General features: G+C 40.3%; 22 protein-coding genes and 1 pseudogene. 8 read left to right on the top strand and 15 right to left on the bottom strand.

Translation table 11 applies throughout. From position 1 onward, the window contains the following. The first annotated feature begins 171 nt into the window (after positions 1-171). Positions 172-696, top strand: a complete 525-nt coding sequence (locus tag FTU37_RS08525) for a hypothetical protein (protein ID WP_180124174.1) — start codon at positions 172-174, stop codon at positions 694-696. 83 nt (positions 697-779) lie between these two features. On the opposite strand, the gene FTU37_RS08520 is transcribed toward FTU37_RS08525, so the two are convergent. From FTU37_RS08520 to pheA, 4 genes are all read right to left on the bottom strand, one after another. After that, positions 780-1,151, bottom strand: a complete 372-nt coding sequence (locus FTU37_RS08520; protein WP_180077544.1) for a hypothetical protein — start codon at positions 1,149-1,151, stop codon at positions 780-782. A 112-nt stretch (positions 1,152-1,263) separates the two neighbouring features. Beyond that, complete coding sequence (locus FTU37_RS08515; RefSeq protein ID WP_180124173.1) at positions 1,264-3,513, bottom strand: bifunctional prephenate dehydrogenase/3-phosphoshikimate 1-carboxyvinyltransferase; 2,250 nt, start codon at positions 3,511-3,513, stop codon at positions 1,264-1,266. A gap of 3 nt (positions 3,514-3,516) precedes the next feature. Continuing rightward, on the bottom strand, positions 3,517-4,608 hold the full coding sequence (hisC, locus tag FTU37_RS08510; RefSeq protein ID WP_180009484.1) for a histidinol-phosphate transaminase: 1,092 nt from the start codon (positions 4,606-4,608) through the stop codon (positions 3,517-3,519). Positions 4,609-4,677: 69 nt separating this feature from the next. Further along, the gene (pheA, locus tag FTU37_RS08505) at positions 4,678-5,787 is read right to left on the bottom strand and encodes a prephenate dehydratase (protein WP_078194414.1); all 1,110 of its coding nucleotides are present in this window, start codon (positions 5,785-5,787) and stop codon (positions 4,678-4,680) included. 572 nt (positions 5,788-6,359) lie between these two features. On the opposite strand from pheA, the pseudogene FTU37_RS08500 reads away from it, so the two are divergent. Continuing rightward, positions 6,360-6,890, top strand: a pseudogene (locus tag FTU37_RS08500) (DJ-1/PfpI family protein). Between the two features lie 145 nt (positions 6,891-7,035). On the opposite strand, the gene FTU37_RS08495 reads toward FTU37_RS08500, so the two are convergent. Continuing rightward, positions 7,036-8,178: an acyl-CoA dehydrogenase family protein gene (locus FTU37_RS08495; protein ID WP_078189096.1), complete on the bottom strand. Its 1,143-nt coding sequence runs from the start codon at positions 8,176-8,178 to the stop codon at positions 7,036-7,038. Positions 8,179-8,349: 171 nt separating this feature from the next. After that, on the bottom strand, positions 8,350-9,696 hold the full coding sequence (locus tag FTU37_RS08490; protein WP_168379336.1) for a dicarboxylate/amino acid:cation symporter: 1,347 nt from the start codon (positions 9,694-9,696) through the stop codon (positions 8,350-8,352). Positions 9,697-10,104: 408 nt separating this feature from the next. Here FTU37_RS08490 and FTU37_RS08485 point away from each other — a divergent pair, with 408 nt between their 5' ends. Next, positions 10,105-11,103: a glycosyl transferase family protein gene (locus FTU37_RS08485; RefSeq protein ID WP_180124172.1), complete on the top strand. Its 999-nt coding sequence runs from the start codon at positions 10,105-10,107 to the stop codon at positions 11,101-11,103. Positions 11,104-11,194: 91 nt separating this feature from the next. Here FTU37_RS08485 and FTU37_RS08480 read toward each other — a convergent pair whose 3' ends face one another. After that, positions 11,195-11,461 (bottom strand): YeaC family protein, encoded by a 267-nt coding sequence (locus tag FTU37_RS08480; protein ID WP_078189099.1) that lies wholly within the window; start codon positions 11,459-11,461, stop codon positions 11,195-11,197. A 2-nt stretch (positions 11,462-11,463) separates the two neighbouring features. Beyond that, positions 11,464-12,402 carry an NAD(+) kinase gene (locus FTU37_RS08475; protein WP_078189100.1) on the bottom strand — a complete coding sequence of 313 codons (939 nt, stop codon included), beginning with the start codon at positions 12,400-12,402 and terminating at the stop codon, positions 11,464-11,466. Positions 12,403-12,554: 152 nt separating this feature from the next. Between FTU37_RS08475 and mrcB the strand changes: the two genes are divergently transcribed. Continuing rightward, a complete protein-coding gene (gene mrcB, locus FTU37_RS08470; protein WP_180124171.1) occupies positions 12,555-14,948 on the top strand; it encodes a penicillin-binding protein 1B in 2,394 nt (797 codons plus the stop codon). Next, a complete protein-coding gene (locus FTU37_RS08465; protein WP_257220948.1) occupies positions 14,890-15,507 on the top strand; it encodes a tetratricopeptide repeat protein in 618 nt (205 codons plus the stop codon). Before mrcB ends, FTU37_RS08465 begins: the two co-directional genes overlap by 59 nt. Positions 15,508-15,897: 390 nt before the next feature. Here FTU37_RS08465 and FTU37_RS08460 read toward each other — a convergent pair whose 3' ends face one another. Then, positions 15,898-16,797 carry an NUDIX domain-containing protein gene (locus tag FTU37_RS08460; protein ID WP_180124170.1) on the bottom strand — a complete coding sequence of 300 codons (900 nt, stop codon included), beginning with the start codon at positions 16,795-16,797 and terminating at the stop codon, positions 15,898-15,900. Between the two features lie 147 nt (positions 16,798-16,944). Here FTU37_RS08460 and hemP point away from each other — a divergent pair, with 147 nt between their 5' ends. After that, positions 16,945-17,115, top strand: a complete 171-nt coding sequence (gene hemP, locus FTU37_RS08455) for a hemin uptake protein HemP (protein WP_078189103.1) — start codon at positions 16,945-16,947, stop codon at positions 17,113-17,115. A 174-nt stretch (positions 17,116-17,289) separates the two neighbouring features. On the opposite strand, the gene FTU37_RS08450 is transcribed toward hemP, so the two are convergent. From FTU37_RS08450 to FTU37_RS08435, 4 genes are all read right to left on the bottom strand, one after another. After that, a complete protein-coding gene (locus FTU37_RS08450) occupies positions 17,290-18,609 on the bottom strand; it encodes a HAMP domain-containing sensor histidine kinase (protein ID WP_180124169.1) in 1,320 nt (439 codons plus the stop codon). A 4-nt stretch (positions 18,610-18,613) separates the two neighbouring features. Beyond that, a complete protein-coding gene (locus tag FTU37_RS08445; RefSeq protein ID WP_180124168.1) occupies positions 18,614-19,282 on the bottom strand; it encodes a response regulator transcription factor in 669 nt (222 codons plus the stop codon). 133 nt (positions 19,283-19,415) lie between these two features. Then, positions 19,416-19,778, bottom strand: coding sequence for a NirD/YgiW/YdeI family stress tolerance protein (locus FTU37_RS08440; RefSeq protein ID WP_168379331.1), 363 nt, complete (start codon positions 19,776-19,778; stop codon positions 19,416-19,418). A gap of 105 nt (positions 19,779-19,883) precedes the next feature. Further along, complete coding sequence (locus FTU37_RS08435; RefSeq protein WP_078194425.1) at positions 19,884-21,641, bottom strand: GspE/PulE family protein; 1,758 nt, start codon at positions 21,639-21,641, stop codon at positions 19,884-19,886. Between the two features lie 186 nt (positions 21,642-21,827). Between FTU37_RS08435 and FTU37_RS08430 the strand changes: the two genes are divergently transcribed. Then, positions 21,828-22,799: a hypothetical protein gene (locus FTU37_RS08430; protein ID WP_180124167.1), complete on the top strand. Its 972-nt coding sequence runs from the start codon at positions 21,828-21,830 to the stop codon at positions 22,797-22,799. A gap of 39 nt (positions 22,800-22,838) precedes the next feature. Here FTU37_RS08430 and tsaA read toward each other — a convergent pair whose 3' ends face one another. Further along, positions 22,839-23,549: a tRNA (N6-threonylcarbamoyladenosine(37)-N6)-methyltransferase TrmO gene (gene tsaA / locus FTU37_RS08425; RefSeq protein ID WP_180124166.1), complete on the bottom strand. Its 711-nt coding sequence runs from the start codon at positions 23,547-23,549 to the stop codon at positions 22,839-22,841. Positions 23,550-23,655: 106 nt separating this feature from the next. On the opposite strand from tsaA, the gene FTU37_RS08420 reads away from it, so the two are divergent. Next, complete coding sequence (locus FTU37_RS08420; RefSeq protein ID WP_078189109.1) at positions 23,656-24,435, top strand: ferredoxin--NADP reductase; 780 nt, start codon at positions 23,656-23,658, stop codon at positions 24,433-24,435. A 73-nt stretch (positions 24,436-24,508) separates the two neighbouring features. On the opposite strand, the gene FTU37_RS08415 is transcribed toward FTU37_RS08420, so the two are convergent. Then, positions 24,509-24,862, bottom strand: coding sequence for a hypothetical protein (locus tag FTU37_RS08415; RefSeq protein WP_373685140.1), 354 nt, complete (start codon positions 24,860-24,862; stop codon positions 24,509-24,511). Positions 24,863-25,018 lie beyond the last annotated feature (156 nt).

Here is a 25,018-nt window from a genome sequence, read left to right as displayed (position 1 = left end):
TTTTAATGCATTGGCGATCATTAGCTATTCAACATGTAAAGACCTAAGCCGATGCTCGTTTAATTTTGATTACGCCTCAATTTTTTATCTAAAAACCAATTATTTACTTGTTTAAATAATCAACTACAGAAATAATACCCAGAAAAATTAAGATAAAATTTAGAGGGAAAAATGAAATTTATTGTTGTTGTGATTTTAAGTCTAGGCATTGCAGCTTTGGTTTATTATTTTAATTCAACCCCATCCACAACGACAAATTTGCCAGCGTCTACGGTTGCTGCGAACCATGGTCCCAAAGCCTATTTGACTGCGTCATACAAGATGAATGTCGATGGTCGTGATTTTAGCTTAAAAATGGTCTACGACTTTCCCAACAGCCAAGTGTGCGAAGCCCAACTCAACAGCACTGACACCATGAATATGATCTCAACCTTTAAGCAACGCTGTTCGAGTGACTCGGTGTGTAAAGAAGCTGAAATTTCATCTTGTTCATCTTTTACCGATCAAAAATATAAAGATATGCTCGATAAAAACTATCATGACACTCATTATATTTATTTAAGCGATAGCAAATTGACTGATCAACGTGGTGTGATCGTGTTTTGGGGACTCAATGAACAAGAGTCAGAAAATATGTGTGACTATGTGAAAAAGAGCAATCGAACCATCAATCCAATCAATATTGAATGTCTATAACGTTGTAAATACATTCCGTTAAAAAACAAAAAAGCAGCGCTATGCTGCTTTTTTATGGATGATTTTTAATTCAATTTTTCAGATTACTTTGTCATTTGTTTCCATTGAAACTCACTATATGACTCTTCTTCTTTTAAACTGTTTTCAACCGCTTGAGCCAATTGGTTCAATAGACTTTGCTCGGTAATACGATCTAACCAATCTTGGTCTTCATCTGGATAAGAGGTAATTTCACAGACTAGACGACCGGATTCATCCTGCCCCTGACATGTCACTGAAAGCGGCAATTCATGCTGATCGACACTGACTGCAATCTGATCACCACTTTGCGATAACGTTTGAAAGCCATAACACTCTAATTTATTTGCCAATAATTCAGCAACCTGAGTTTGCGTATCAGCACTGCTTTCAACTCGATTTGACTCGCTATGCGCGGTGAATTGTAGTTTTCTCATGTATCTATCCAAAGACATTCTTGTTGTATGGTTTTAGCATAAGCAATTAAAACCAAACAGCCAAGCATTTGCTTGGCTGTTGTTGAATAAATATACAAATTTAGTGAATTATTTATTCACTTACCACAATCGTTAAACCGGCTTGAGTCGCTAGCTCTGTAAATGTCGGGAAGCTGGTCGCAACAGTTTCTGTACCCACAATATTAATTTCACCCGAAGTACGTAAACCTGCCATTGAGAAGCTCATTGCAATACGGTGGTCATGATGTGATTCGATTTGACCACCTGTGAAGATTGCACCCCACTCACCCGCTTTGCCTTGACCTTCAATGATAATGCCGTCCTCGGTTGGCGTACAATCGATACCCATAATTTTTAGGCCATCTGCCATCACTTGAATACGATCCGACTCTTTCACTCGAAGTTCAGCTGCACCAGTCAAAATGGTTTGACCCTCTGCACATGCAGCAGCAATAAATAACGCTGGGAATTCATCAATCGCCAATGGCACTTGATCTTCTGGCATATGAATGCCTTTGAGTGTACGTGAACCACGAATACGAATATCTGCAATCGGCTCACCGCCAGCGATACGTTCATTTTCAACAGTCAGGTCAGCACCCATCTGTTTTAAAATTTCGATTACACCTGTACGTGTTGGATTAATGCCGACCGCTTCAAGTGTGACATCTGAACCTTCAGTAATCGCTGCACCCACCATAAAGAATGCTGCAGATGAAATGTCAGAGGGTACTTGAATGTCCGTACCGACTAACTTGCCGCCACCTTGAAGTGAAATGCGGTTGCCTTCTGTTTTCACGTCATAACCAAATGCACGAAGCATACGTTCAGAATGGTCACGTGTCGGTTCTGGCTCAGTGACAACAGTTTCACCTTCCGCCCAAAGACCTGCCAACAAAATACCAGATTTTACTTGTGCAGATGCCATTGGTAAGTCGTAGTGAATACCTTTCAGGTTTTGACTTCCAGAAATAGATACTGGCGGCGTACCACGCTCACCTGTAGTTTGAATTTGCGCACCCATTTCACGTAATGGTTTGGCAATACGCTCCATTGGACGTTTTGATAATGACGCATCACCTGTCATCACCGAATCAAACTTTTGTGCCGACAACATGCCTGAAAGCAAACGCATTGAAGTGCCTGAGTTACCCATATACAAAGCGCCAGCAGGTGCTTTTAAACCATGCATGCCTACACCATGAATGGTGACTTCGCCGTTTTTAGGGCCTTCAATACTCACCCCCATATCGCGGAATGCTTGGAGGGTTGCCAAGGCATCTTCACCTTCAAGGAAACCAGTGACATGCGTTGTGCCTTCTGCAATAGCACCAAACATGATAGAGCGATGTGACACAGATTTATCACCTGGCACAGTAAATTTACCTTGGAATTGCTTTGGACCCGGTAAAATTTTGAATTGCTGTGTCGTCACTTTATTTTTCTCCATCAGTGGTTTCTTTGCGAGCATGTGATTGAAATGTTGACGTGCCGCTTGTGCATGCCCCAACAGTCCCATCAACGCTTGTGAATTTTCATCTTCAATCAGTTTGCGAAGAATAGCCAATTGTTTTTCAAAGCCATCTACCGCATTTAAAATTGCCTTTTTATTGGCAAAAAAGATGTCATGCCACATATGTGGGTCGCTTGCAGCAATGCGTGAGAAATCACGAAAACCGCCAGCGGCATAACGGAAAATATCTAAATTGTCTTCTCGGTTCGCAAGTTGCTCAACCAAGTTAAATGCCATCAAATGCGGAAGATGACTGGTATGGGCCAACACTTCATCGTGTTTTTCCACATCCATGCAAATCACTTCCGCTTTGGCAGCTTGCCACAATTGAATCAGTTTCTCTACAGCCCAATCTGCACTGCTAGGTAATGGTGTCAAAATCACTTTGTGATTAGCAAATAAATCTACCTTACCGGCATGCACACCTGTTAGTTCAGCCCCCGCAATCGGATGCCCCGGTACAAAACCAGCAGGTAATTGCTCACCATAAACCGCTTTAGCTGCATCAACAACATTGCCTTTGGTACTTCCAACATCGGTAATAATCGTCTGTTCGGATAGATAAGGTTTGATCGCTTCAAGGACTTTTTGTGTCGCACGAACAGGTAAAGCCAAAACAACAAGATCTGCACCTTTGACCGCTTCAGCAGGATCGCTATAACCCTGCTGAATAAGCCCTAAAGCTTTTGCATCTTCTAAAGTTTTTTGTGAACGCGTAGACGCCACAATTTCCTTAGCCAAACCTTCAGCAATCATGACGCGAGCTAGGCTTGAGCCAATCAGACCAAGCCCAATAAAAGCAACTTTTTCAAATAGTGGCACAGACATGACTTAAGCTTTAGCCTCTAAGCCCAAAACTTTAGCTAATGCCGCCAAGAATTTAGCATTTTCAGCTTCAGTCCCAATTGATACACGTAAATGCTCAGGGATACCAACTGGACGAACAATCACACCTTCTTTTAATAAAGCATTAAAGGTCTGTGCAGGATCTGCTTTTACATTAACTAAAATGAAGTTCGCACGTGAAGGCACATATGCTAAACCTAGAGCATCAAATCCTGACTCAAGTTGCGCCATACCTGCTTTATTGACTACACGTGATTTTTCAATAAACGCTTCATCTTTGAGTGCAGCAACAGCAGCCACCATTGCAAGATGGTTTACGTTAAAGGGTTGACGAATACGATTAAGGAAATCCGTCACTTCAGCTGAAGCCAAAGCAAAACCTACACGTAGTGCAGCCAAGCCATAGCATTTTGACATGGTACGGCTAACGATTAAGTTTGCGTATTGATCTAAGAATTTCAAGCTGTTGAAGTTTTCTGGGAAATATTCCACATAAGCTTCATCTAAAACCACGATCACATTTGCAGGTACTTTTTGCATGAACGCTTCAAATTCAGCTTCTTCAAACCATGTACCTGTTGGATTATTTGGGTTCGCAATAAAAATTAATTTAGTATTGTCTTTAATTGCCGCAGCCATTGCATCTAGGTCATGTGAAAAACCTTTTGCAGGCACTTCAATCGCTTCAGCATTAATGGCTTGTGTCACCAGACCATACACAGCAAATGCGTGTTGGCTATACACCACAGAGTCTTGCTCTGAAACAAAAGCACGAGCGAAAATTTCTAGAAGATCGTTTGAACCATTACCTAACGTAATGCGGTCATGTGCAATACCAAATTGTTTTTCAACTTGGTCTTTCAAAATAAAACCGCCACCATCCGGATATCGACCAATTTCTGCAAGTTCAGCAGCAACCGCTTCTTTCACTTTGTCAGAACAACCCAATGGGTTTTCATTTGATGCGAGTTTTACGATATCTGTAATACCCAACTCACGCTCAAGTTCACTAATTGGTTTACCTGGTTGGTAAGGCTTTAGCTTTGCAATGCCTTCATTGGCTGGGACAAACGTCATTTTACACTTCCAGTTTTTTCAAATGATGAAGGTGATCAACTCCTGATGGAATTGATCACAGTTGTGATCTTAAAGAACAGCAATCGGATATGAACCCAATACACGAATTTCTTTTACTAACGGACGAATTTCTTCAATTGCCGCTTTCACGTTTTCTTGCTCAACATGACCTTCCAAGTCCACAAAGAATACATAAGCCCATTTTTCTGGTAATGCAGGACGTGTTTCGATACTTGTTAAGCTAATATTATGCTTGGCAAACGGTGCAAGAATTTCAAGTAATGCCCCTGCACGGTCATGCGCAGAAATCAACAATGAAGTTTTATCATTGCCCGATTGCGGTACTTTCTCACGACCAATCACCAAGAAACGAGTAGTATTTTCAGGATTGTCTTCAATATTGCTATGCAAAATTTCAAGGTTGTAAATGTTCGCAGCGACTTCAGATGCAATTGCTGCTGAGTGCCATTCATTGCGAATACGGCGTGCAGCTTCTGCATTTGAACTGAGTGCAACACGTTCTACACCTGGATAATGAGCATCTAACCAACCACGGCATTGCGCCAAAGTTTGTTGATGTGCATAAATTTGTTTAATGCTGTCTTTACGTGTGTTTTCAGACACTAGGAACTGGTGATGAATACGCAGTTCAACTTCACCAATAACATTGAGATGTGAAGATTTGAAGCAATCTAAAGTATGGTTCACTACACCTTCAGATGAGTTCTCTACAGGCACAAGACCATAGTGCGCACTGCCTGCTTCTACTTCGCGGAATACTTCATCAATTGTTGGTAATGGGCGCACCACAGCGTCTTGACCAAAGTGTTTCAACACTGCCGAATGTGTATAAGTCCCAACTGGACCTAAGAACGCAATACTTTGCGGTGCTTCAAGGGCTAAACAAGCCGACATGATCTCACGGAATAAACGTGCCATTGTCACATCAGACAATGGGCCTTCGTTACGATCCATAACTTTGCGTAAAACTTGCGCCTCACGTTCAGGACGATAAAACAATGGATTCTCTTCTGCAGCAAATTTTGCTTTTGCCACAGCTTCAGCTAGTTTCGCACGACGGTTGATAAGTTGTTGAATCTGCATATCAACAGAGTCGATATCTTCACGAATTTGAGCTAAGTCCAGAGAAGTCGGAGTGTTTTGATCATCGTTGATCATTGTTATGTCGCCCTTCAAAAAAATTTTGCAAACAGTATAACAATAGTTAGCTTTCAAATGTTGCGCAATACGACTTTGATGGTTTCAGCCTTAAAAACATACAGTTGATTAAAGCTTCATCAGCTTAACTTAAGAGCCAAAACAGCCAAACTGATAGGTAAAGCCATAATTAAGGAAAATCTTACCTTTTGACGGCTTTATTGATCATTCATCTTGAGCAGCACAATAAATAGACCTTCTCTTTTCCTCCAAATTTGCATCAGATCCATCCCCTTGTATAAGCCCATCAATCAATTTGTTTCATTGGTCATTTCAGTTTTAAATTTTGCTCTCAATACTTGAAGCAAAATAAAAAATTCTAAACTTGGCTTTCATGGCATAGAAATAATTTGAAACTTAAAGATGATCTATATAAACACTTGGTCATTGATCGTTTTTTCAGTGACTTAATAGGCACTTTCATCTAGTGTTTACAGTCATTGACGCATTTATTACAAAAGACACAGGTAATTTTTTTCATTGCTTTGTAGTCTAAATATCAGAAAAAAAATAACAGACCCATAGGTACAAGTATGCACAAGAAAATTGCAGTGTTAGTGACCTACGATTTTGAAGATATTGAATACCTTGAGCCTGTGGAGGCCTTTCGAGCCGCTCGGCACAGCATTATCAATATCGAAGATCAGGTTGGAAAAATCGTTTACGGCATTAAACGCCGTTCCCAGATCACCATTGACCAAAGTATCGACGATGCCTCTGTGCATGATTTTGATGCCTAATTTATTCCCGGCGGTTATTCCCCAGAGAAACTCGCTTTAGATGACCGTTTTATCTATTTTGTACGTAATTTTGCAGATAGCCAAAAGCCGATCTTGAGCAGTTGCCATGGTCCACAGTTGTTATTAGAAGCTGGTGTCATACAAGGTCGCCATTTTGCCCAATCTGAAACACTTAAATCCGCTTTGTTAAACGCAGGTGTGGTGGTGTCGGATCAATCGGTTGTGAATGATAATAACCTATATATATCGTCTCGCAGTACTTTAGATACACCTGAATTTATTGAAGTCTGTTTGCAAGTTTTGGGGCAACCGTCATTATCATAGGTTTCAAAATATTCACGCAAAATTAAACACACAATCTAATTCAAATAAGCAAATCTATAGAAATACATCGTCACTATAGAAATACATTGTCAAAAAAATAGCGAAGTCTTCACTTCGCTATTTTAAGTTGAGCCTGATAATTTGTTTATCGACCTAAAATACTTCGTGCCACGATTTCTTTCATAATTTCATTGGTGCCACCGTAGATTTGCTGAATACGTGCATCGACAAAGAAACGTGAAATTGGATATTCGGTCATATAACCATAGCCACCAAATAATTGAAGTAGATTATGAGCCACTTTCATTTGCATATCGGTAGAGAAGCTCTTGAGTGCTGCTGCAGTTTCAACATCAAGTTTGCCTTGCATATAAAGCTCAACATTTTGATTATAAAACGCCGCGGTAGCCAATTCGTCAATCTTAGCCTGCGCCAATACAAAACGAGTATTTTGGAACTGTCCAATCGCCTGTCCGAACGCTTGACGCTCTTTGACATACTGCGTTGCCACATCAATGGAACCACGAATCGCACCAATTGCAGTCGAAGCAATCGCGGTACGTTCACGCGGTAACTCTTGCATCAAGTAAGCAAAGCCTTGTCCAGCTTGACCCAAAAGTTGCTCTTTCGGCACTTTGACATTGTCATAAAACAACTCTGACGTATCTTGCGCATGCAGACCAATTTTATCCAGGTTAGTGCCCTTCTTAAATCCATCCAAATGGGTATCGACTAAAAGTAATGACACGCCTTTAGCACGTGCTTGTGGATCAGTTTTCGCCGCCAATACCACTAGGTCTGCATGTTGACCATTTGAGATAAAGGTTTTCGAACCATTGAGAAGATAATGATCGCCCTGCAAAATTGCACTACTGCGCATAGACTGTAAGTCTGAACCTGCACCCGGCTCCGTCATACCAATGGCACCGACCACTTCACCCGTGACCATTTTCGGCAACCAATGTTGTTTTTGTTCTTCTGAACCAATGTGCAAAATATACGGTGCTGCAATTTCAGAATGGCATGAAATACCTGTCGATAATGCACTAAAACCTGCGCGCGCAGATTCTTCAACTAGCATCAGTGAATAATGCGTTGGGACGCCATAGCCGCCATATTCTTCAGGCACATCGACACATAAAAAGCCATTTTCACCCAAGGCATTCCATACTGAACGCGGCATAATGCCTTCACGTTCCCATTGCTCATAATGTGGTGCGACATGCTCTGCCATAAAACGGCGAAAGTTATCTCGAAATAATTCTAAGTCTGCATCATAAGCCAGCATGTGTTTCTTCCTTGGTTGAGTTTGTTGTTTTGTTGAGCTCCATCCTATTGCAGTTTAGAACAGCCGTCATGCCTAAAAACTAAAGCGTTCAAATTTAGCTTTGACCTTGCATTAAAAAAGGAAGCCGAAGCTTCCTTTTTAATTCACATCTTTTACATCACAGCATCAGCCTTAGGCATGATGTGCATTACCTTCTTCTTGCATCTGACGGTCAATTTCTTCAGGATTTGCCAAAGCAAAATCCAGTTTTTCTTTGTCTAATTGACCCACCCATTTCGCAACCACAATCGTTGCCAATGAGTTACCTACAAGGTTGGTTAATGCACGTGCTTCTGACATGAAACGGTCAATACCAAGAATCAATGCCAAACCAGCAACAGGAATATGACCAACAGCAGACAGTGTTGCAGCCATGACAATAAAGCCTGAACCCGTCACACCTGCAGCACCCTTAGATGAGATGAGTAGGACCAACAACAACGTGATCTGATGCGAAATATCAAGCGGTGTATTGGTCGCTTGTGCAATAAAGATCGCCGCCATAGTCAGGTAAATAGACGTACCATCTAGGTTAAATGAATAGCCTGTTGGAATAACCAGACCCACTACAGATTTTTCTGCACCTGCAAGTTCGAGTTTTTTCAACATACGTGGCAGTACAGATTCTGAAGATGACGTACCTAGTACGATCAAGAGTTCTTCGCGAATCATACGAATCATTTTGAGGATACTGAAACCGCAAATACGTGCAATTGAGCCAAGTACAAGGAAAATAAACAGCAAACAGGTAATATAGAAGCAGATGATCAACTGACCCAATTGCGCCAAACTACCGATACCATATTTACCAATGGTATAAGCCATCGCACCGAAGGCACCAATTGGCGCAAGCTTCATGATCATGTTTACAATGTTAAAGAATACATGTGCAATTTGATCAATAAACTTCAATACAGGCTTACCTGCATCACCAAGTTTATGCAATGCAAAACCAAATAATAAGGCAAATAATAGAACTTGAAGAATCTCACCCTCAGCAAACGCACCAACAACGGTGTTTGGGATGATATTCATAAAGAAATCTTGGGTAGATTGTGCTGCACCAGATTCAACATATTTAGAAATACCTGCAGTATCTAAAGATGCTGGATCGACGTTCATGCCTACACCAGGTTTTGCAATATTAATCACTGCAAGACCGATAATGAGTGCGATAGTCGAAACGATTTCGAAGTATAGTAAAGCGACCCCACCTGTCTTACCCACAGATTTCATGCTTTCCATGCCTGCAATACCACTCACCACGGTACAGAAGATCACAGGTGCAATAATCATTTTAATCAGCTTGATGAAACCTTGTCCTAGTGGATAGAACAATTCACCCCAGCCTTTTACGTATTGCTCGGTACCATTGATAATTTGTGTGCCACTTGGTGAGAAATGCCCCACCAATACACCCGCAATAATGGCAACGATCACTTGAAAATATAGTGACTTATAAATTGGTTTTTTAGCCATGACATTACTTCACGATATATTTCTGCTTCAAAGAAATATTCAGTTTTTGTCTATTTTCAAAAAATAAACAGCCCAAAACCCCTTTGTCTTCGACAAAAGAGCACCAAAGGTATTTGACTTAGCCAAATACAGAAAAACGAAATATGTATGGTGATTAAATAATCACATCAGGACCTGATATAAAATCAGCGCATTGATCAGGAGATGAAACACATACTAAAGTAGGTTAAATTTTACCTGTTTTTTAAAGGCTTGTTCTGCCACAAATGTTAATTTCGGTTAAATAATAGACCGAGTTTATTAGACGATAGTCTAAAGATATCCTTTTTTAAACCTGTTATCAGGCTGAAAAATACCAACTATAGAAGTAAACTATCCTTAAGTCCTAATTTTAAGCCCAGTATTTGCATGAACAATAAACGAAATATTTACAAAGATTTTGAACATCCTTTTGCGCAATTTGTCCGTATCGTGGGTAAAGGTAAAAATGGCGCACGTTCTCTCACTTATGATGAAGCCTACCAAGCGTTCAGCATGATCTTAAAAGATGAGGTTTTAGACGTTCAATTGGGCGCTTTCTTGATGTTATTGCGTGTAAAAGAAGAATCTGTCGATGAACTCACTGGCTTTGTCCAAGCCTCCCGTGATCAACTCAAGTTTAAAAAGCTTGATGTCGATTTAGATTGGTCATCTTATGCAGGTAAACGTAAACATTATCCTTGGTTTTTATTGGCCGCATTAACGCTGGCAAAACACGGCTACAATGTCGTGATGCATGGTGCTTCAGGTCATACCATTAACCGCCTTTATACAGAACAAGTATTAGAGTATTTGGGTTTTCCTATTTGCCAAAATGATACAGATGTGGAACAGCAGCTCAATCAGCGTCATTTTGCTTATATTCCGCTCGACGTCATTTCGCCAATACTCAGTGATCTAATTTCACTGCGCAATGTGATGGGTTTGCGTTCCCCAATTCACACCCTTGCCCGCCTAATAAATCCGTTTAATGCCAAAGCCACCATGCAAGCGATTTTCCACCCAGCCTATCGTGGATCACATCAACGTGCGGCATTCCAATTGGGTTATCAAAATAGTGCTGTCATTAAGGGTGAAGGTGGTGAATTCGAACGTAACCCCGATGCAAAAACCTTAATTTGTGGCATCAAGGATGGTGAAATGTATGAACATGAATTGCCTAAACTGACGGACAACCGCAGTCCCGTCGAAGAAGAACTCGATTTGGCCGTCTTTAAAGCCGTTTGGGACGGTCACCAGACACATCAATATGGTGACATCGCGGTCACCGAAACCATGGGAATCGCACTGTATACCATGGGTGCCGTCGCAAGTTTTGATGAAGCGATGCAAACTGCCAAAACCATGTGGGCAAATCGTCACGCTTAAATAAGCAGATATGAAGCAACAAATTTAGGCATGCATCAGCCAATAAAAAAGCCAGCATTAAGCTGGCTTTTTCAATCAGAAAGAAAACGGATTAAACGAAACGAATCGGCTTGAACTCAGGTTCTTCCACATGCGAGTCGCAATGCTCATCTTCTTCTTTGGTCCCACGGTCGATATAACCGCTACGCTCATCTTCTGGCAAATGTTTAATTTCCCATGCATACACCGCTTGCATACAAATTTGACGTTGTTCTTGAGTCAGCGCTACGCCATTTGGCCATTTACCAATTTCAATTGCCGTTTTTAATCGACCAACAATTTCAGGATCGAGTACGGCAAGCATCTGTTCAATATTCATAATTAATCCTGCTTTAATGAGTCAAAATCTTGGTTCCAGCCTAGCTTAGTACGACATGCCATATAGAAGTCATAACCAGGTGGATGTAATAAGTTGAGCTTAAATGGATGTTTGCGGATATGTAAACTATCGCCTACACCCAATGATACACTGTGTTGACCATCGGCACTGACCATTGGTAAAACACGGTTTTCACGAATCAAAATTTTAATTTCACTTTGTCCGCCCACGACAATCGGACGTGACGACAAAGTATGAGGATGCATTGGCACTAAGGCAATCGCATCCATACTTGGGTGGACAATCGGACCACCACCAGATAATGCATAAGCTGTAGAGCCAGTTGGTGTCGAAACAATTAAACCATCACTGTGTTGGCGGTATACATATTGCCCATCAATATTCAGTTCAAAGTCGATCATATGTACCGATTTACCTGAATGCAGCACAATATCATTTAAAGCCACAGCATCGTAAATCGACTCACCTTTCGAGCGAATTTCCATTTCCAGCAAGAAACGTCGATCCAACTGAAACTCACCTTTGAGCACTTGATCTAACTTAAAAATCACTTCTGTTGGTTTGATATCGGTCAGGAAGCCCAAACGACCACGGTTCACCCCAATCACAGGGGTATTATATTTCACCAAGGCACGTGCAGCATGAAGCAATGAACCATCACCGCCGACTACGATCACCAAATCGACGACTTCTCCCAATAAATTACGGCTGACCGTCTGAGTATTATTATAGGGAACCAGCTGCGCTGTTTGCGTATCAAATACAGGATGTAATCCCAAACTCAAAATATGATCGTGGATCAAACATAGGGTTTCGATCACTGATGATTTGTCTGGACGACCAATCAACCCAATGTTTCGAAATGATTTATGTGAAATTTGCACCTGCGCTTTTGCTCCGCTTCGCCTCATTGGTATCATATCACTAACAGAAATGATTTAAAAAAACTTTAAAGTTTCGACTTTAGTGAAGTAGCTTCCAATATTTTGCATACATATAACAGTTTAAATATTGCAAAATACTGAAAAGCTTCGCATGATTAGCAAAATTTCTCAGGGTCTTATCACTATTTATGAAGTCTGAACGTGGCATAGGCATAATTGCACTGATTTTTTCGCTGTTGATTATCGGCGGATTTCTCGTGTTCAGCATTTATCTTATTCGTCTAGATAATATTGTACGGGATAAATTCGAAGGTCAACGTTGGGACATTCCAGCCAAGGTATTTGCTCGTCCTTTAGAAATTTATACTAATGCGCCTGTGAGCCAAGCAGACCTCAACCAAGAACTGAAACTTTTGGGTTATAACGCTCAAGATAGCTATGCGAAAACAGGGAGTTACGTTACTTCTGGCAATGTAACCTATATCCATACGCGTGGTTTTGACTTTGGTGATAGTGTCGACCCTGAACAAGTCCTTAAAGTGACCTTTGGTGAAGATCAAATCACTGAAGTGAGTGCAACCAAGCCTTCAAGCAGTGGTATTGCCCGCTTAGAGCCGATGTTAATTGGTGGTATTTATCCTCAGCACAATGAAGACCGTGTGCTGATTAAACTTGATAAAGTGCCTAAGCCTTTAATCCAAGCTTTAATTGCTACCGAAGACCGTAATTTCTATCAGCATCATGGTATTTCGATTCGTGGTACAGCACGTGCCATTGTGAGTAATGTCACAGGTGGTAAACGTCAAGGTGGTTCGACCCTCACTCAGCAATTGGTGAAAAATTTTTATTTATCGCCTGAGAGAACCATTAAGCGTAAGGCCAACGAAGCCTTAATGGCCATGCTGATTGAACTTCACTATGACAAAGATGAAATTCTTGAAGCTTATTTAAACGAAGTGAACTTAGGTCAAAACGGTAACTATTCCATCAATGGTTATGGTTTAGCCTCACAATTCTATTTTGGTTTACCCCTACGTGAACTAAATATTGCTCAGCAGGCTTATTTAGTCGGTTTGGTACAAGGCCCGACCCTATTTAATCCGTGGAAAAACCCTGAAGGTGCGATTAAACGCCGTAATATTGTGTTAAACAATATGGTAGTGATGGGCTATTTAACTCAGGAACAATATGAAACTGAGTCAGCGCGTCCATTAAATGTCATTACTAAACCAACATTGGGCCCTTCTCGCTTCCCTGACTATATGGATATCGTGCGTCGTCAATTGCGTACCGAATACCAAGAAAGCGATTTGACCAATCAAGGTCTGCGTATTTTCACCGCGATGGACCCGATTGCTCAAACTCGTGTACAAACTGCATTTAAAGAATCTGTGGTACGTTTAAGTAATGCCAATCCAGCACGCTTGAAAGAATTACAAGGCGCGGTACTGGTGTCTCATCCTGAAAATGGTGAATTGGTTTCAGCAGTCGGTTCAACGCAGGACTTTACCGGCTTTAACCGTACAATGGATGCTAAACGTCAAGTCGGTTCATTGCTAAAACCTGTGATTTACCTCAGTGCGATAGAATCCAACCGTTATAACTGGGCGAGTCAAATCGAAGACAGTCCTATCAGCATTCAAAGTGATGGCAAAGCTTGGACACCAAAAAACTATAGTGGTGGCGCACATGGTGTCGTACCAATGGTCGATGCCCTATCAAACTCGTATAACCTCTCTGCGGTACGCTTAGGTCAAGAGTTCGGTATGTCGACTTTTATTAACCATCTGAAAAAGTTTGGTGTGACTTCTAATATTCCAAACTACCCTTCGATTTACCTCGGTGCTATCGATATGTCACCGATGGAAGTCATGAGTGTCTATGGAAACTTTGCAACCGGTGGCTTCAAATATCCAGTGAAAGCTATTCGTTCAGTGGTCGATGCCAATGGTCGTTTATTAGATCGTTATAGCTTAACGGTACAACCGACTATTGCACCTGATGCAGCCTTTATCTTGAACTACGGTTTACAACAAGTGATGAGTTCAGGGACAGGCCGTTCTGCTTATGCATCATTACCGGCTTCACTTAAACTTGCAGGTAAATCAGGAACAACCAATGATACGCGTGACTCATGGTTTGCAGGTTATTCAGGTAATTACTTAAGTGTGGTTTGGTTAGGTTTAGACAACAACAAAGTTACAGGCTTAACTGGTTCGTCAGGAGCACTTCCTGTTTGGACCAATGTCATGAAGCAGTTACGTCAAAAACCAGTTAATTTACGTCAACCAGACAGCGTACAGTGGCATTGGTTAGACCGTTATTCAGGTAATTTATCTGCACAGCATTGTACAGGTGCGATGTATATTCCTCTGTCGCGCAACTCTATTCCAAATCAAGCGACGGCATGTGGTTCGACACAATATGAAGTAGAACCTTACACAGTTGATACTGAAGAGACGCAGCCAACTCAGGAACAAAATGATAGTTTAGGTGACTACATTCGTGAAAGTGATGTCGATAATGATCAGGGTTCATCTGATCAACCTCGCATCATCTCAAGTGGAGAGTATACAAATTAAATTGCAAAACATTAAAGTTTTAAAAACGTTCAGTATTCTGAGCGTTTTGACGATCATTTTGGCAGGTTGCCAAACCATAGTCGAACCTGAGCAAAAGCCGCCTGCTCCACCTGAAAAAAAGGCAGATATCCATGACTCTTCTGGGGTCATTATTACGCCATATGACCATCCAGAAATTAAACGTCAACGTATCGTTATTCCTGAACAGAAAACCCAAATTCAAAAGTTTGATGATGGCCGCGACTTGCCTGCATTCAAAAAATTGATGCAAACTACGCAAACCGCTTATGCCAATGGAAAATGGAATGAAGCTGAAAGTGCGGCAACTCAAGCACAGCGTTTGGCACCACAATCTGCGGAAACTTTTTTATATTTGGCAATGATCGCCAATCGAAAAAATCAACCTGCGAATGCAGAATCGTTGGCACTGCGCGGATTAAGCTATGCTCAAACCAAACCGATGAAACAACAGCTTTGGAATGTTGTTTTAAAAGCCGGTCAAATGCAAAAGAAAAGCAGCACCATTCAAAAAGCACAACAAGCAATTAAAGCTCTTTAAGCACCCCGTAAAAAAGCCTGATCTTAATTGAGATCAGGCTTTTTTATTCATTACATACTAAAAGCAAGTTTATTTCTAAAAGTTATTTTAAATCTGAATATCGACTTTCAAATACAAATTTAATTCAATGCACGTATTTTTAACTGATGTTACGCACCTAAAAGTAATTTCGCATATTAAAAATGGTTTTTAAGTCTATTCAACGGAGTCTTACATCTAGGGATTGAATAAAGGGATTAGCCTTCGGCTGGAGGTACTTTAGTTTTGGCAAAATGAGCAGCGTGCTTCGCAAGGAAACCATCTTGCTGTGCAATGCACCTTACCGCGTATCATTCTTTTATCTGAAGCAAACTGTGCGTCTGATGTTACTGCGTAACATCAGTTTTTAATTTAAAAATTGCGAATACCTGCCACCCCATAAGCATGATGTTGCTGTGAAATAGACAATAATTCAGGACGCATGCCACCTAAAGCAAAAACAGGGATTTCTATGCCTCGTGCAATCTCAGAAAAATGCGCCCATCCCATACCTTGCGCCTCAGGATGACTTTGTGTCGCCAGAACTGGGCTCATAAAAATAGCCTCACAGCCAATTTTTTGCGCATGCAGCGCAGAAACTTGATCATGACAAGCTGCGATATAGCGCTTCCCAAGCTGTAAATCACCTTTATTTTTTTTCAGCAATTGGTGCTGCTTAAGATGTAAAGCCGAAATATGTGCTTGCACCTCTGTAGAGAGTAATGACCATAGATCTTCATTAATTATCAATTGCTTTAAAATCACGGTAGGTAATTGATTTAATGCCTCTGCATTTTCTGCGCTGGCATCGACTCGCCAATAATACAACAGCGTCTCTTGAAGCGTTTCAAATGTTGGTAGATCGGCGGTGATTTTGATCTGTTGCTGCCAATATAAGCGCTGCAAAATAGCTTGATTGGCCTTTGGAAAATTCAAACTCATAAGTTGTTGACGCGAATACCAGGCCCATGGCTTTTGGATTTCATTCAGCAACGCATGCGGGACGGTGGCATGAAATAAATGTAATTTCACAACAACATCATCATATTCATGCTGAATAAAATCAAAAGCATGCCAGTCATGTAAACCAATTCCAACCTCTTCAAAAATTTCACGACGACACGCTTGTTCAGGACTTTCACCCTGCTCGACTTTACCACCCGGAAACTCATGTTTATTGCCCTGATGTTGTTTTGCTTCACGCCAACCCACCAGTACTTTGTCTTGATGCAATAAAATCGCAATGGCGACATCGATTTGCGGTTTCGACATAGTTCCCTGCTCTCTACTCTGTTCCAATTGATATCCAAGTGTAAGCAAATTTATCTTTTTTATAAAATCCTAAAATTACCGTTGACAGGCCTATTCGATAATGATTATCATTTAAACCATTCAGAAATACACCACGGAGTCGACGGAATGAACGCACCATTTAGCCTTTTTACTCGTAGCAATGAAGCACACCACTCACTGCCAATGCTACATTCAAACAACCTTTTTGCTTTAGGACGTGAAATTCGCATTATGCATGCAGGTGAAGAATATCGACTACGTTTAACACGAAATAATCGCCTTATTTTGACCAAATAATTTCTGATAAAAATAATAATTATCAGCGCAATAAAAATAATCGTGGACACAAGCAGTAAGCCATCCGCTTACTGCTTTTTAAGTTTTATAGCTACTCAAACTTAATTTAAATCGCAACACTCATCTTCCTCTCACAACACTCTTTCGCTAAATTCCTTAGAGCAAATCGTGTTTTTAACGGATTGGAAAAGTGAGTTGTACCTTTAAGCCACCCAGTTCAGATGCATCCACATTTAAATGGCCTTGATGTAACTGTACAATTTTTTGGGCAATTGAAATACCTAAACCTGAACCTTGCGTCTTTGTTCCTAATACGCGGTAAAACCGTTCGCCAATGCGTTGCAATTCTGCGGCTGTCAGTCCTGCACCTTGATTTTCGATCGTCCAAGTCGCTTGCTGCGCTGAAGCCGTTAAATCAATCTTGACCTGTCCTTGCTCAGGACTGTAGCGAATAGCGTTATCAACTAAATTGCGCAGACAGCTAAACATCAACTCTGCGTTCATAGCAAACTGTACAGACTGGGTCTGTAGCTTCAATTCGATCTGCTTTTCTTCAATAAAAGGCTGTAAAGCATCAAGGACTTGTAAACTCAGCTGTTCTAAGTCGTTCTGTTTTTTATCCAATTGCTCCGATTGCGTCGGGTCGAGCCGCGCCAGAATAAGTAGATTTTCCAGCACGCGCGTTCCTCGATTAACATCGTGCTGTATGCTCAATAAATCCTGCTGAATGTTGGGATATTTTCGTTTTAATACCTGAAGTCGCATTTGAATCGCAGACAGCGGTGAGCGTAATTCATGTGAGGCATCGGAGGTAAAACGCTGTTCCGCCTCTAAGGCTTGATCTAATCGGCTTAATAAAAAATTCAGCTGTGTTTGGATCGGCTCTAGTTCTTGCAATACAGGTTCAGGTAAGACGATGGCTTGTAAGTCATCTACATTTTTTTCAGCGATTTGTTTGGAAAATAGCTGTAAAACTTTCAATTGACGTTTAATCAAAATATGTAGTAATAGCCATTGGATCAACCAGACAATCAGCAGAATCCCTGCATAGCCTAGTACGCTTTGCAGCGTTTCTCTGAGCCGTGTTTTCATCGGTTGAATGATTTGTACGCTTAATCCATCCTCCTGAAGTGCATAGCTACGCCAAAGCGCGCCGTCTCTCCATTGATAATGTAATCCTTGTTTTATATTGGACTGATGTCCAAATGCTGTATGTTGTTCCGACGTGGTTAAGACTTGCGACCCTTGTATGAGTTGATATTGCATATCAAACTCTTCACTCAGCTCATCTATTTGTTCGTCTTGCTTCAGCGTGAGATCAGTAGCAGTGAGCATGTCAGCCACTTCGTCCATCAGGGCATCATGTACACTCATGATGTGATAAAGACTAAATCCCAACATCAGACACAGGGAGATTGCTCCCGCCCAAATTGCACTGAGCAGTGAGGTTTTAATCAGTTGCGACTGTAAGGAAATGCTTTTTTTATCACTCATAGACTTATCTTTGTTGCGGAAGATTCATGCGATAACCCAACCCCCTTAAGGTTTTAATGTAATCACTGCCAATCTTCTTACGCAATTGGTAAATAAAAACTTCGATCGCATTACTTTCCACTTCATCGCCCCATGCATAGAGCGATTCTTCGAGTTGGCTACGCGTCATAATATGCTCAGGATTCAACATCATCTTATGCAAAATTTGATATTCACGCGATGTCAGCGTAATCAATTCCGCATTTTTACGCAGCGTTTTGGCTTGTACATCTAAACTTAAATCTCCGAAAGTCAAACAATTATCACGCTGCTGATGATGCAAGCGTAATTGGGCACGTACCCTTGCTGACAACTCTTCTAAGCTAAAGGGTTTCACCAAATAATCATGGGCTCCCAGATCTAAACCTTCAACACGATCTGCAATACTGTCCCGAGCAGTAATGAATAAAACTGGTGTAAGCGGATGCAACTGTACGATACGTTTTAAAATTTCATCACCAGTTACTTTTGGTAAGCCACGATCTAAAAGTATGCAATCATATTGATATTGTTCTAAAGCCAAAATAGCGTGATCGCCTCGCTCAACCCAATCGACACTGTAGCCATCCATTTCAAGCCATGTTTTTATACTGTCTGCTTGGGATGCATCATCTTCTGCCAATAAAATTCGCATCTTACCTACCCTATTTCTATGGTTCCGACTTCAGTGTATCGAACTTTTGCTCATATCTACTCATATCATAAAAAAACCACAGCTTGCTGTGGTTTTTTTCATGGCGCAGCACTGAAATGAATAACAGGCTAAATTAAAATTTTACTTGATCGACATCCACTTCAACACGTTTTGTTGGTTTGTAATCAATGTCGATTTCTCCAATGAGCGTTACCGGTGTTTTAGCTGAAATCGCTTTGCCTTGCCAAAGTTCATCATCAATATCCACTGTAATGCTGCCTGTGCTATCGCGGAACTGATATTTTTCATCGCCCATCGATTTCACAACATAACCTTTCAATTGAACTTTACTATCATCTTTTAAGCCTAAGGCATGTTTCACAGATGTGGTTTTCATCGGTGCAACTGCTGTTTGATTAACGGCTGTATTCGCGACTGCAACCGATGCCACACCTGCAAATGCTAAACCACATACCAATTGAGTGAATGTTTTCATCTTCGGTCTCTCTTACTGTGTCTATTTCGATAGCGCTATTTAAACAAAGCAAGATGAGTCGAATCTTAAGCTGCAAAGACGTTTTTATTTACTTTGATCGAACCATTAGTTGAGCGGTACGACACGCAGGACTTCTTCTAAAGTGGTTACCCCTGCAAGTACTTTACGCGCACCGGCAATTCGTAATGGCTCGACATGCTCTTTACGAGCCTGTGTACGTAGTTGGGTTAGATCTGCATTAGCACCAATCAATTGCTTGGTTTCAATACTGAGTGGCATAAATTCATAAATTCCCACACGGCCTTTATAACCCGTTTGACGGCATTCATCACAGCCCACCGCCTCGTAGACAAAATCAGGCATTTGAATCGCATATTCAAAGGTCAGATGTTTCCACTCTTGTTCATTGATAAAAGTCTCACGCTTACAATGTGGACAGAGTTGACGAACTAGACGTTGTGCCAAAACCCCTAATATGGTCGCTGCGGTTAAAAAAGGCTGAATACCTAGGTCATGTAATCGCGTCAAACTCGATGGTGCATCATTGGTATGTAAAGTTGAAAGCACCAAATGACCTGTTAATGCAGCTTGGATCGCCATATTTGCCGTATCATGATCTCGTATCTCCCCGACCATGATAATGTCAGGGTCTTGACGCATTAAAGCCCGTACACCATCAGCAAAGCCCAGATCAATCCCTGTATTCACCTGCATTTGGTTAAAACTTGGCTCTAACATCTCAATCGGGTCTTCAATGGTGCAGACATTCACTTCTTCAGTTGCTAATTGTTTGAGTGATGAATAAAGCGTGGTGGTCTTACCTGAACCTGTCGGACCAGTCACTAAAATAATACCGTGACTATGACTGGTTAAGGCCTTCCAATCATCCAGCAGACGCCCTTCAAAACCGAGCTGTTGGAAGCTACGTACCAAGACTTCAGGGTCAAAAATACGCATAACCAACTTTTCACCAAAAGCTGTTGGCAACGTCGATAAACGTAGCTCTGTTTCTTGGCCTTTGGGTGTACGGGTTTTTAAACGTCCATCTTGCGGCTTACGCTTTTCCGCCACATTCATCCGACCTAAGATCTTAATTCGCGAGACCACGGCTGTCAGGGTATTTGCGGGCATGTTGTAGATGGTATGTAATACCCCATCGATACGAAAACGCACCTTTCCTGTATCTTTACGCGGCTCGAGGTGAATATCACTTGCACCTTGTTCGAAGGCAAACTGTAAGACCCAATCGACAAGCTTCACAATATGCTGATCATTGGCATCTGGATTTTGTGTATCACCTAATTGTAATAGCGCTTCAACGCCTTTATTTTCACGGTCATAACTCGATGATTTTTGCGAATTACTGACCGCACGACTCACTTGGTAATATTCAACCAAATATCGCTGTAGTTGATCTGGACTGAGTAATACACGCTGAATCTTGCGTGGTAATACCGTTCTTTCTAAATTGGCAATCCATTCATTTTTATAAGGTTGATCCGTTGCAATCAACACATGCTCATTTTGTAATTCCACCGCTAAAATGCGATTTCGTACTGCAAATTCCTGCGACATAATGGCTGTCAGTGCAGGCACATCAGCTTTTAAAGGATCGATAATATAAAACGGTACACCTGACTTTTCTGCCAACCATTGACAGAGTCTATTAAGTGTTAAGGTAGACTGCGGATGACTCTGATCGACTAAATTAAAATTGGCAATCCATTGTAGAGGATGCCATTTCAACTGCTCACGCTGACGGTGCGTGGTTTGAATCAGCATTTTGTCGCGTTCAGTAATACGTCCATCTTTTTGTAATTGGTCTAAACACCAAGAAGTGTCAATTTCAAAATTAAAAGTCATTGTTCTATGTTCCCCAAACATAAAACTACTATAGCAAAAAATTCTAAAGGCATGCTTGAGTCATTTGAGTTTTGCACATAGGTTTTCTGAAAGCATACTATTTTTTTTATTAATGAAAACATTAATAAATTTAAGCTATAATAAATTTGCCTCTCAGGGCTTTATAACAACGATATAAGAAGATTTATGATGAAAATAAAAATATTAGCAATTTATACGATGACTATTCTTAGCTTAACTGCCTGCGGCGGTGGCGGTGGAAGCTCTACATCTAATAATAATTCCAGTGAAAATCCACCAGTACCAAATGCTGCTTTCCAACAGTGGTCAACTTTTGAACTCGACAGTGAAAGTGATGTGCTGTCATACGAAAGTGATACTGCAACTATCGATAATGGTAAATTATATACTTCAGAAAGTAGCGATTCATTTATGGTCACAACGAATGGCTTGTATGATGAAGGATCTCTACACAGTTCGTATGGCTATCTGAATGGCAATATATCCATTGCAAATAATGTGTGGACGCTAAGTCCTCATTCCTCTATTAATTCATCAGGTCTAAAAATTACAACAACAATGAAATCTTTCAATCTTGAAGGTGAAATCATTGCCTCTCAAGTTGATGCCTATAATTATTGGATCATAAAAAATAATATTACTGATTCAAGCAACTATATTTCTAACGATGCTCTCAAATACTTAACAGCTATTTCAAATATTAAGTTTCCCGCTGGTTCTCGCTGTTTACAATTAAATAAAGTATCAAATAGTGAACAGTATTTAGATTTAACAGATTCCTCAGATAGTGAAAGTCAAAGTTTTTTAGCTGACTGGTGGGCTGATCTTAGTACAGATATTACTGCGAAAAAATACATCATGAAAGATACTGTAGCCTATACCGTAGCTGATGATGAGAGTGAATATGGCGTAGCTCAATATAAAAATCGTTTCTATGACGCTTACCCATCTCCTAAAGGAGTGGAATACAATATGCAGGATTTAATTAAGATTATTGATAATTGGATAAATACTTCAACAAATCCTACTCAAAAAACTCAATTTTTAGAGTTTAAACAATTAGCTGAGAACTCTTGCAGCATGTATAACGATGTTGCTCTTAACGCAATCAAACAAAGTTTTGCAGCAAATAAATAATTTACACATTTAATAAAAAAGGAGCTGAAAGCTCCTTTTTTATTGAGATATTTCAACAATCAAAACATGTTGTTTACTGACCTGAAATTTCACATTCAATCCACCAAACAACATGCCGTACACACGTTCATCATCATGCTGATAGGCAGGACGTGGATCTAAACTCAATACCTGCTCAAGTTCAGCCCTTAATTGCGCGGTTAAATTGCCATTATTCAAAAATACCTGTTTTTGTTGCTCAGCGTGCTCTGACAAAATCACAGATTTTCTTTCTGGCTCATCCTGCGCATAACCGCTTTGCGCATCCATAACTGCATCTGAATATTGAATATAGGGTTTGATATCTAAAATTGGTGTTCCATCCAACAAATCACTACCGACAACATAGACACGTACCGATTTTCCGACTTTTTTCACCCCTTTGAGCTGCACAACCGACAAGCCCATAGGTGACGGTCGGTACATACTTCGTGTCGCAAATACCCCGATTTTTTGATTACCACCTAAACGCGGAGGACGAACTTGCGGACGAAATTTTGTCGAATCTGCATTTTTATTTTCATGAAACTGCCAAATCAGCCAAAGATGACTAAAATCATCAATCCCTTCGAAAGCCAATAAATCGTTATAAGGTTCCACCATTTCAATATAAGATTCGACTTGCACCAAATTCGGCTGACGTGGAATACCAAATTTTTCTCGGTAGGGAGATTTCATATACCCGATAATTGGCATTTTAAGCTCAGACATAATCACTTTTTCTGATAAGTTCAATTAAATATATTCAGTTTATCGAGAATGATTTTAGATTAGAATAGTAAGCTGTTCTAATTTGATAATTTTATTGAGACCTTTAATGGCTGCTTTTAACGTCGAAAAGATTACTCACGTCCACCATTGGAATGACACTTTATTCTCTTTTAAAACCACTCGCGATACTGCGTTACGTTTTAAAAACGGTCAATTTGTGATGATCGGCCTTGAAGTAAATGGTAAGCCTTTAATGCGCGCTTATTCTATTGCAAGCGCAAACTATGAAGAAGAATTAGAGTTTTTCTCTATTAAAGTTCCAGATGGTCCTTTAACGTCTATTTTACAAAAAGTAAAAGTTGGCGATGAAATTTTAGTATCTAAAAAACCTACAGGTACGTTGGTTCTAGATGACTTAAACCCTGGTAAAAACTTATACCTACTTTCTTCAGGTACAGGTCTTGCACCGTTCCTTTCTGTAATTCGTGACCCTGAAACTTACGAACGTTTTGAAAAAATCATCGTTGTACATGGTACACGTTTCATTTCGGAATTGGCTTATCAAGATTTAATCTTAGATGAAATTCCTAACCACGAATTCTTTGGTGAATTAGGCGCGAAAGAAAAATTGGTTTACTACCCTACGGTAACTCGTGAAGAATTCCATACTCAAGGCCGTGTAACAACTGCCATTGAATCTGGACAACTTTTCGAAAAAATTGGGCTTCCACGTTTCAACCCTGAAACTGACCGCGCAATGCTTTGCGGTTCACCTGCATTCCTAGACGACGTTGCTGCACTACTTGACCAGCACGGTCTGAAAGAATCTCCTAAGATGGGCGTTCTAGGCGACTACGTGATTGAACGTGCATTCGTTGAAAAATAATTAGCTGAAAATTAAAAAGCGCATGTCATCATGCGCTTTTTTTTTATCTATATGCCACTAATGACTGATACAGCTATTTTTCTTCTTTTACCTTCAATTCATCAATAATTTTTGCTCTCCACTCTAAACCTTTCTCAGTAGCATCAGGTAATTCATTCGATAAATTAATTTCCACACTGTCATCTGGATATATATGTACAGCTAAATATTTTTTATCTTTTAAATTTTCATTCGTCAATGTGGGGACATTGGTTGCAATATGCTTTTTAGAGCTATTACCTTCTCCCCATTTAATATATTGAGTTCCTGTTATCACTGCTGATCTTTTCGTTCCACTACCTAGCCCTCCACCTAACTCTTCTCCATTTAATTCAACAATATAAGGAATATATCTTGCATCATAACCATAAGATGTTGTGGTCAACACATAAGTTTTTGTTGAATTAGTATTACACCCTATTAAAATTATTGCTGAAAGTATGATAAGTATTAAATTCGTTTTTAAAAATTCATCATTATCCTTTAAAAAATATGGGGTTTTAATTTATTTAATTAAAAATAATAATCAAAGAAAATTAAAAAT

It is taken from the genome of Acinetobacter sp. YH12097 (assembly GCF_013419225.1).
Lineage (GTDB): Bacteria > Pseudomonadota > Gammaproteobacteria > Pseudomonadales > Moraxellaceae > Acinetobacter > Acinetobacter amyesii.
This window is presented reverse-complemented; position numbering and strand designations above follow the sequence as displayed.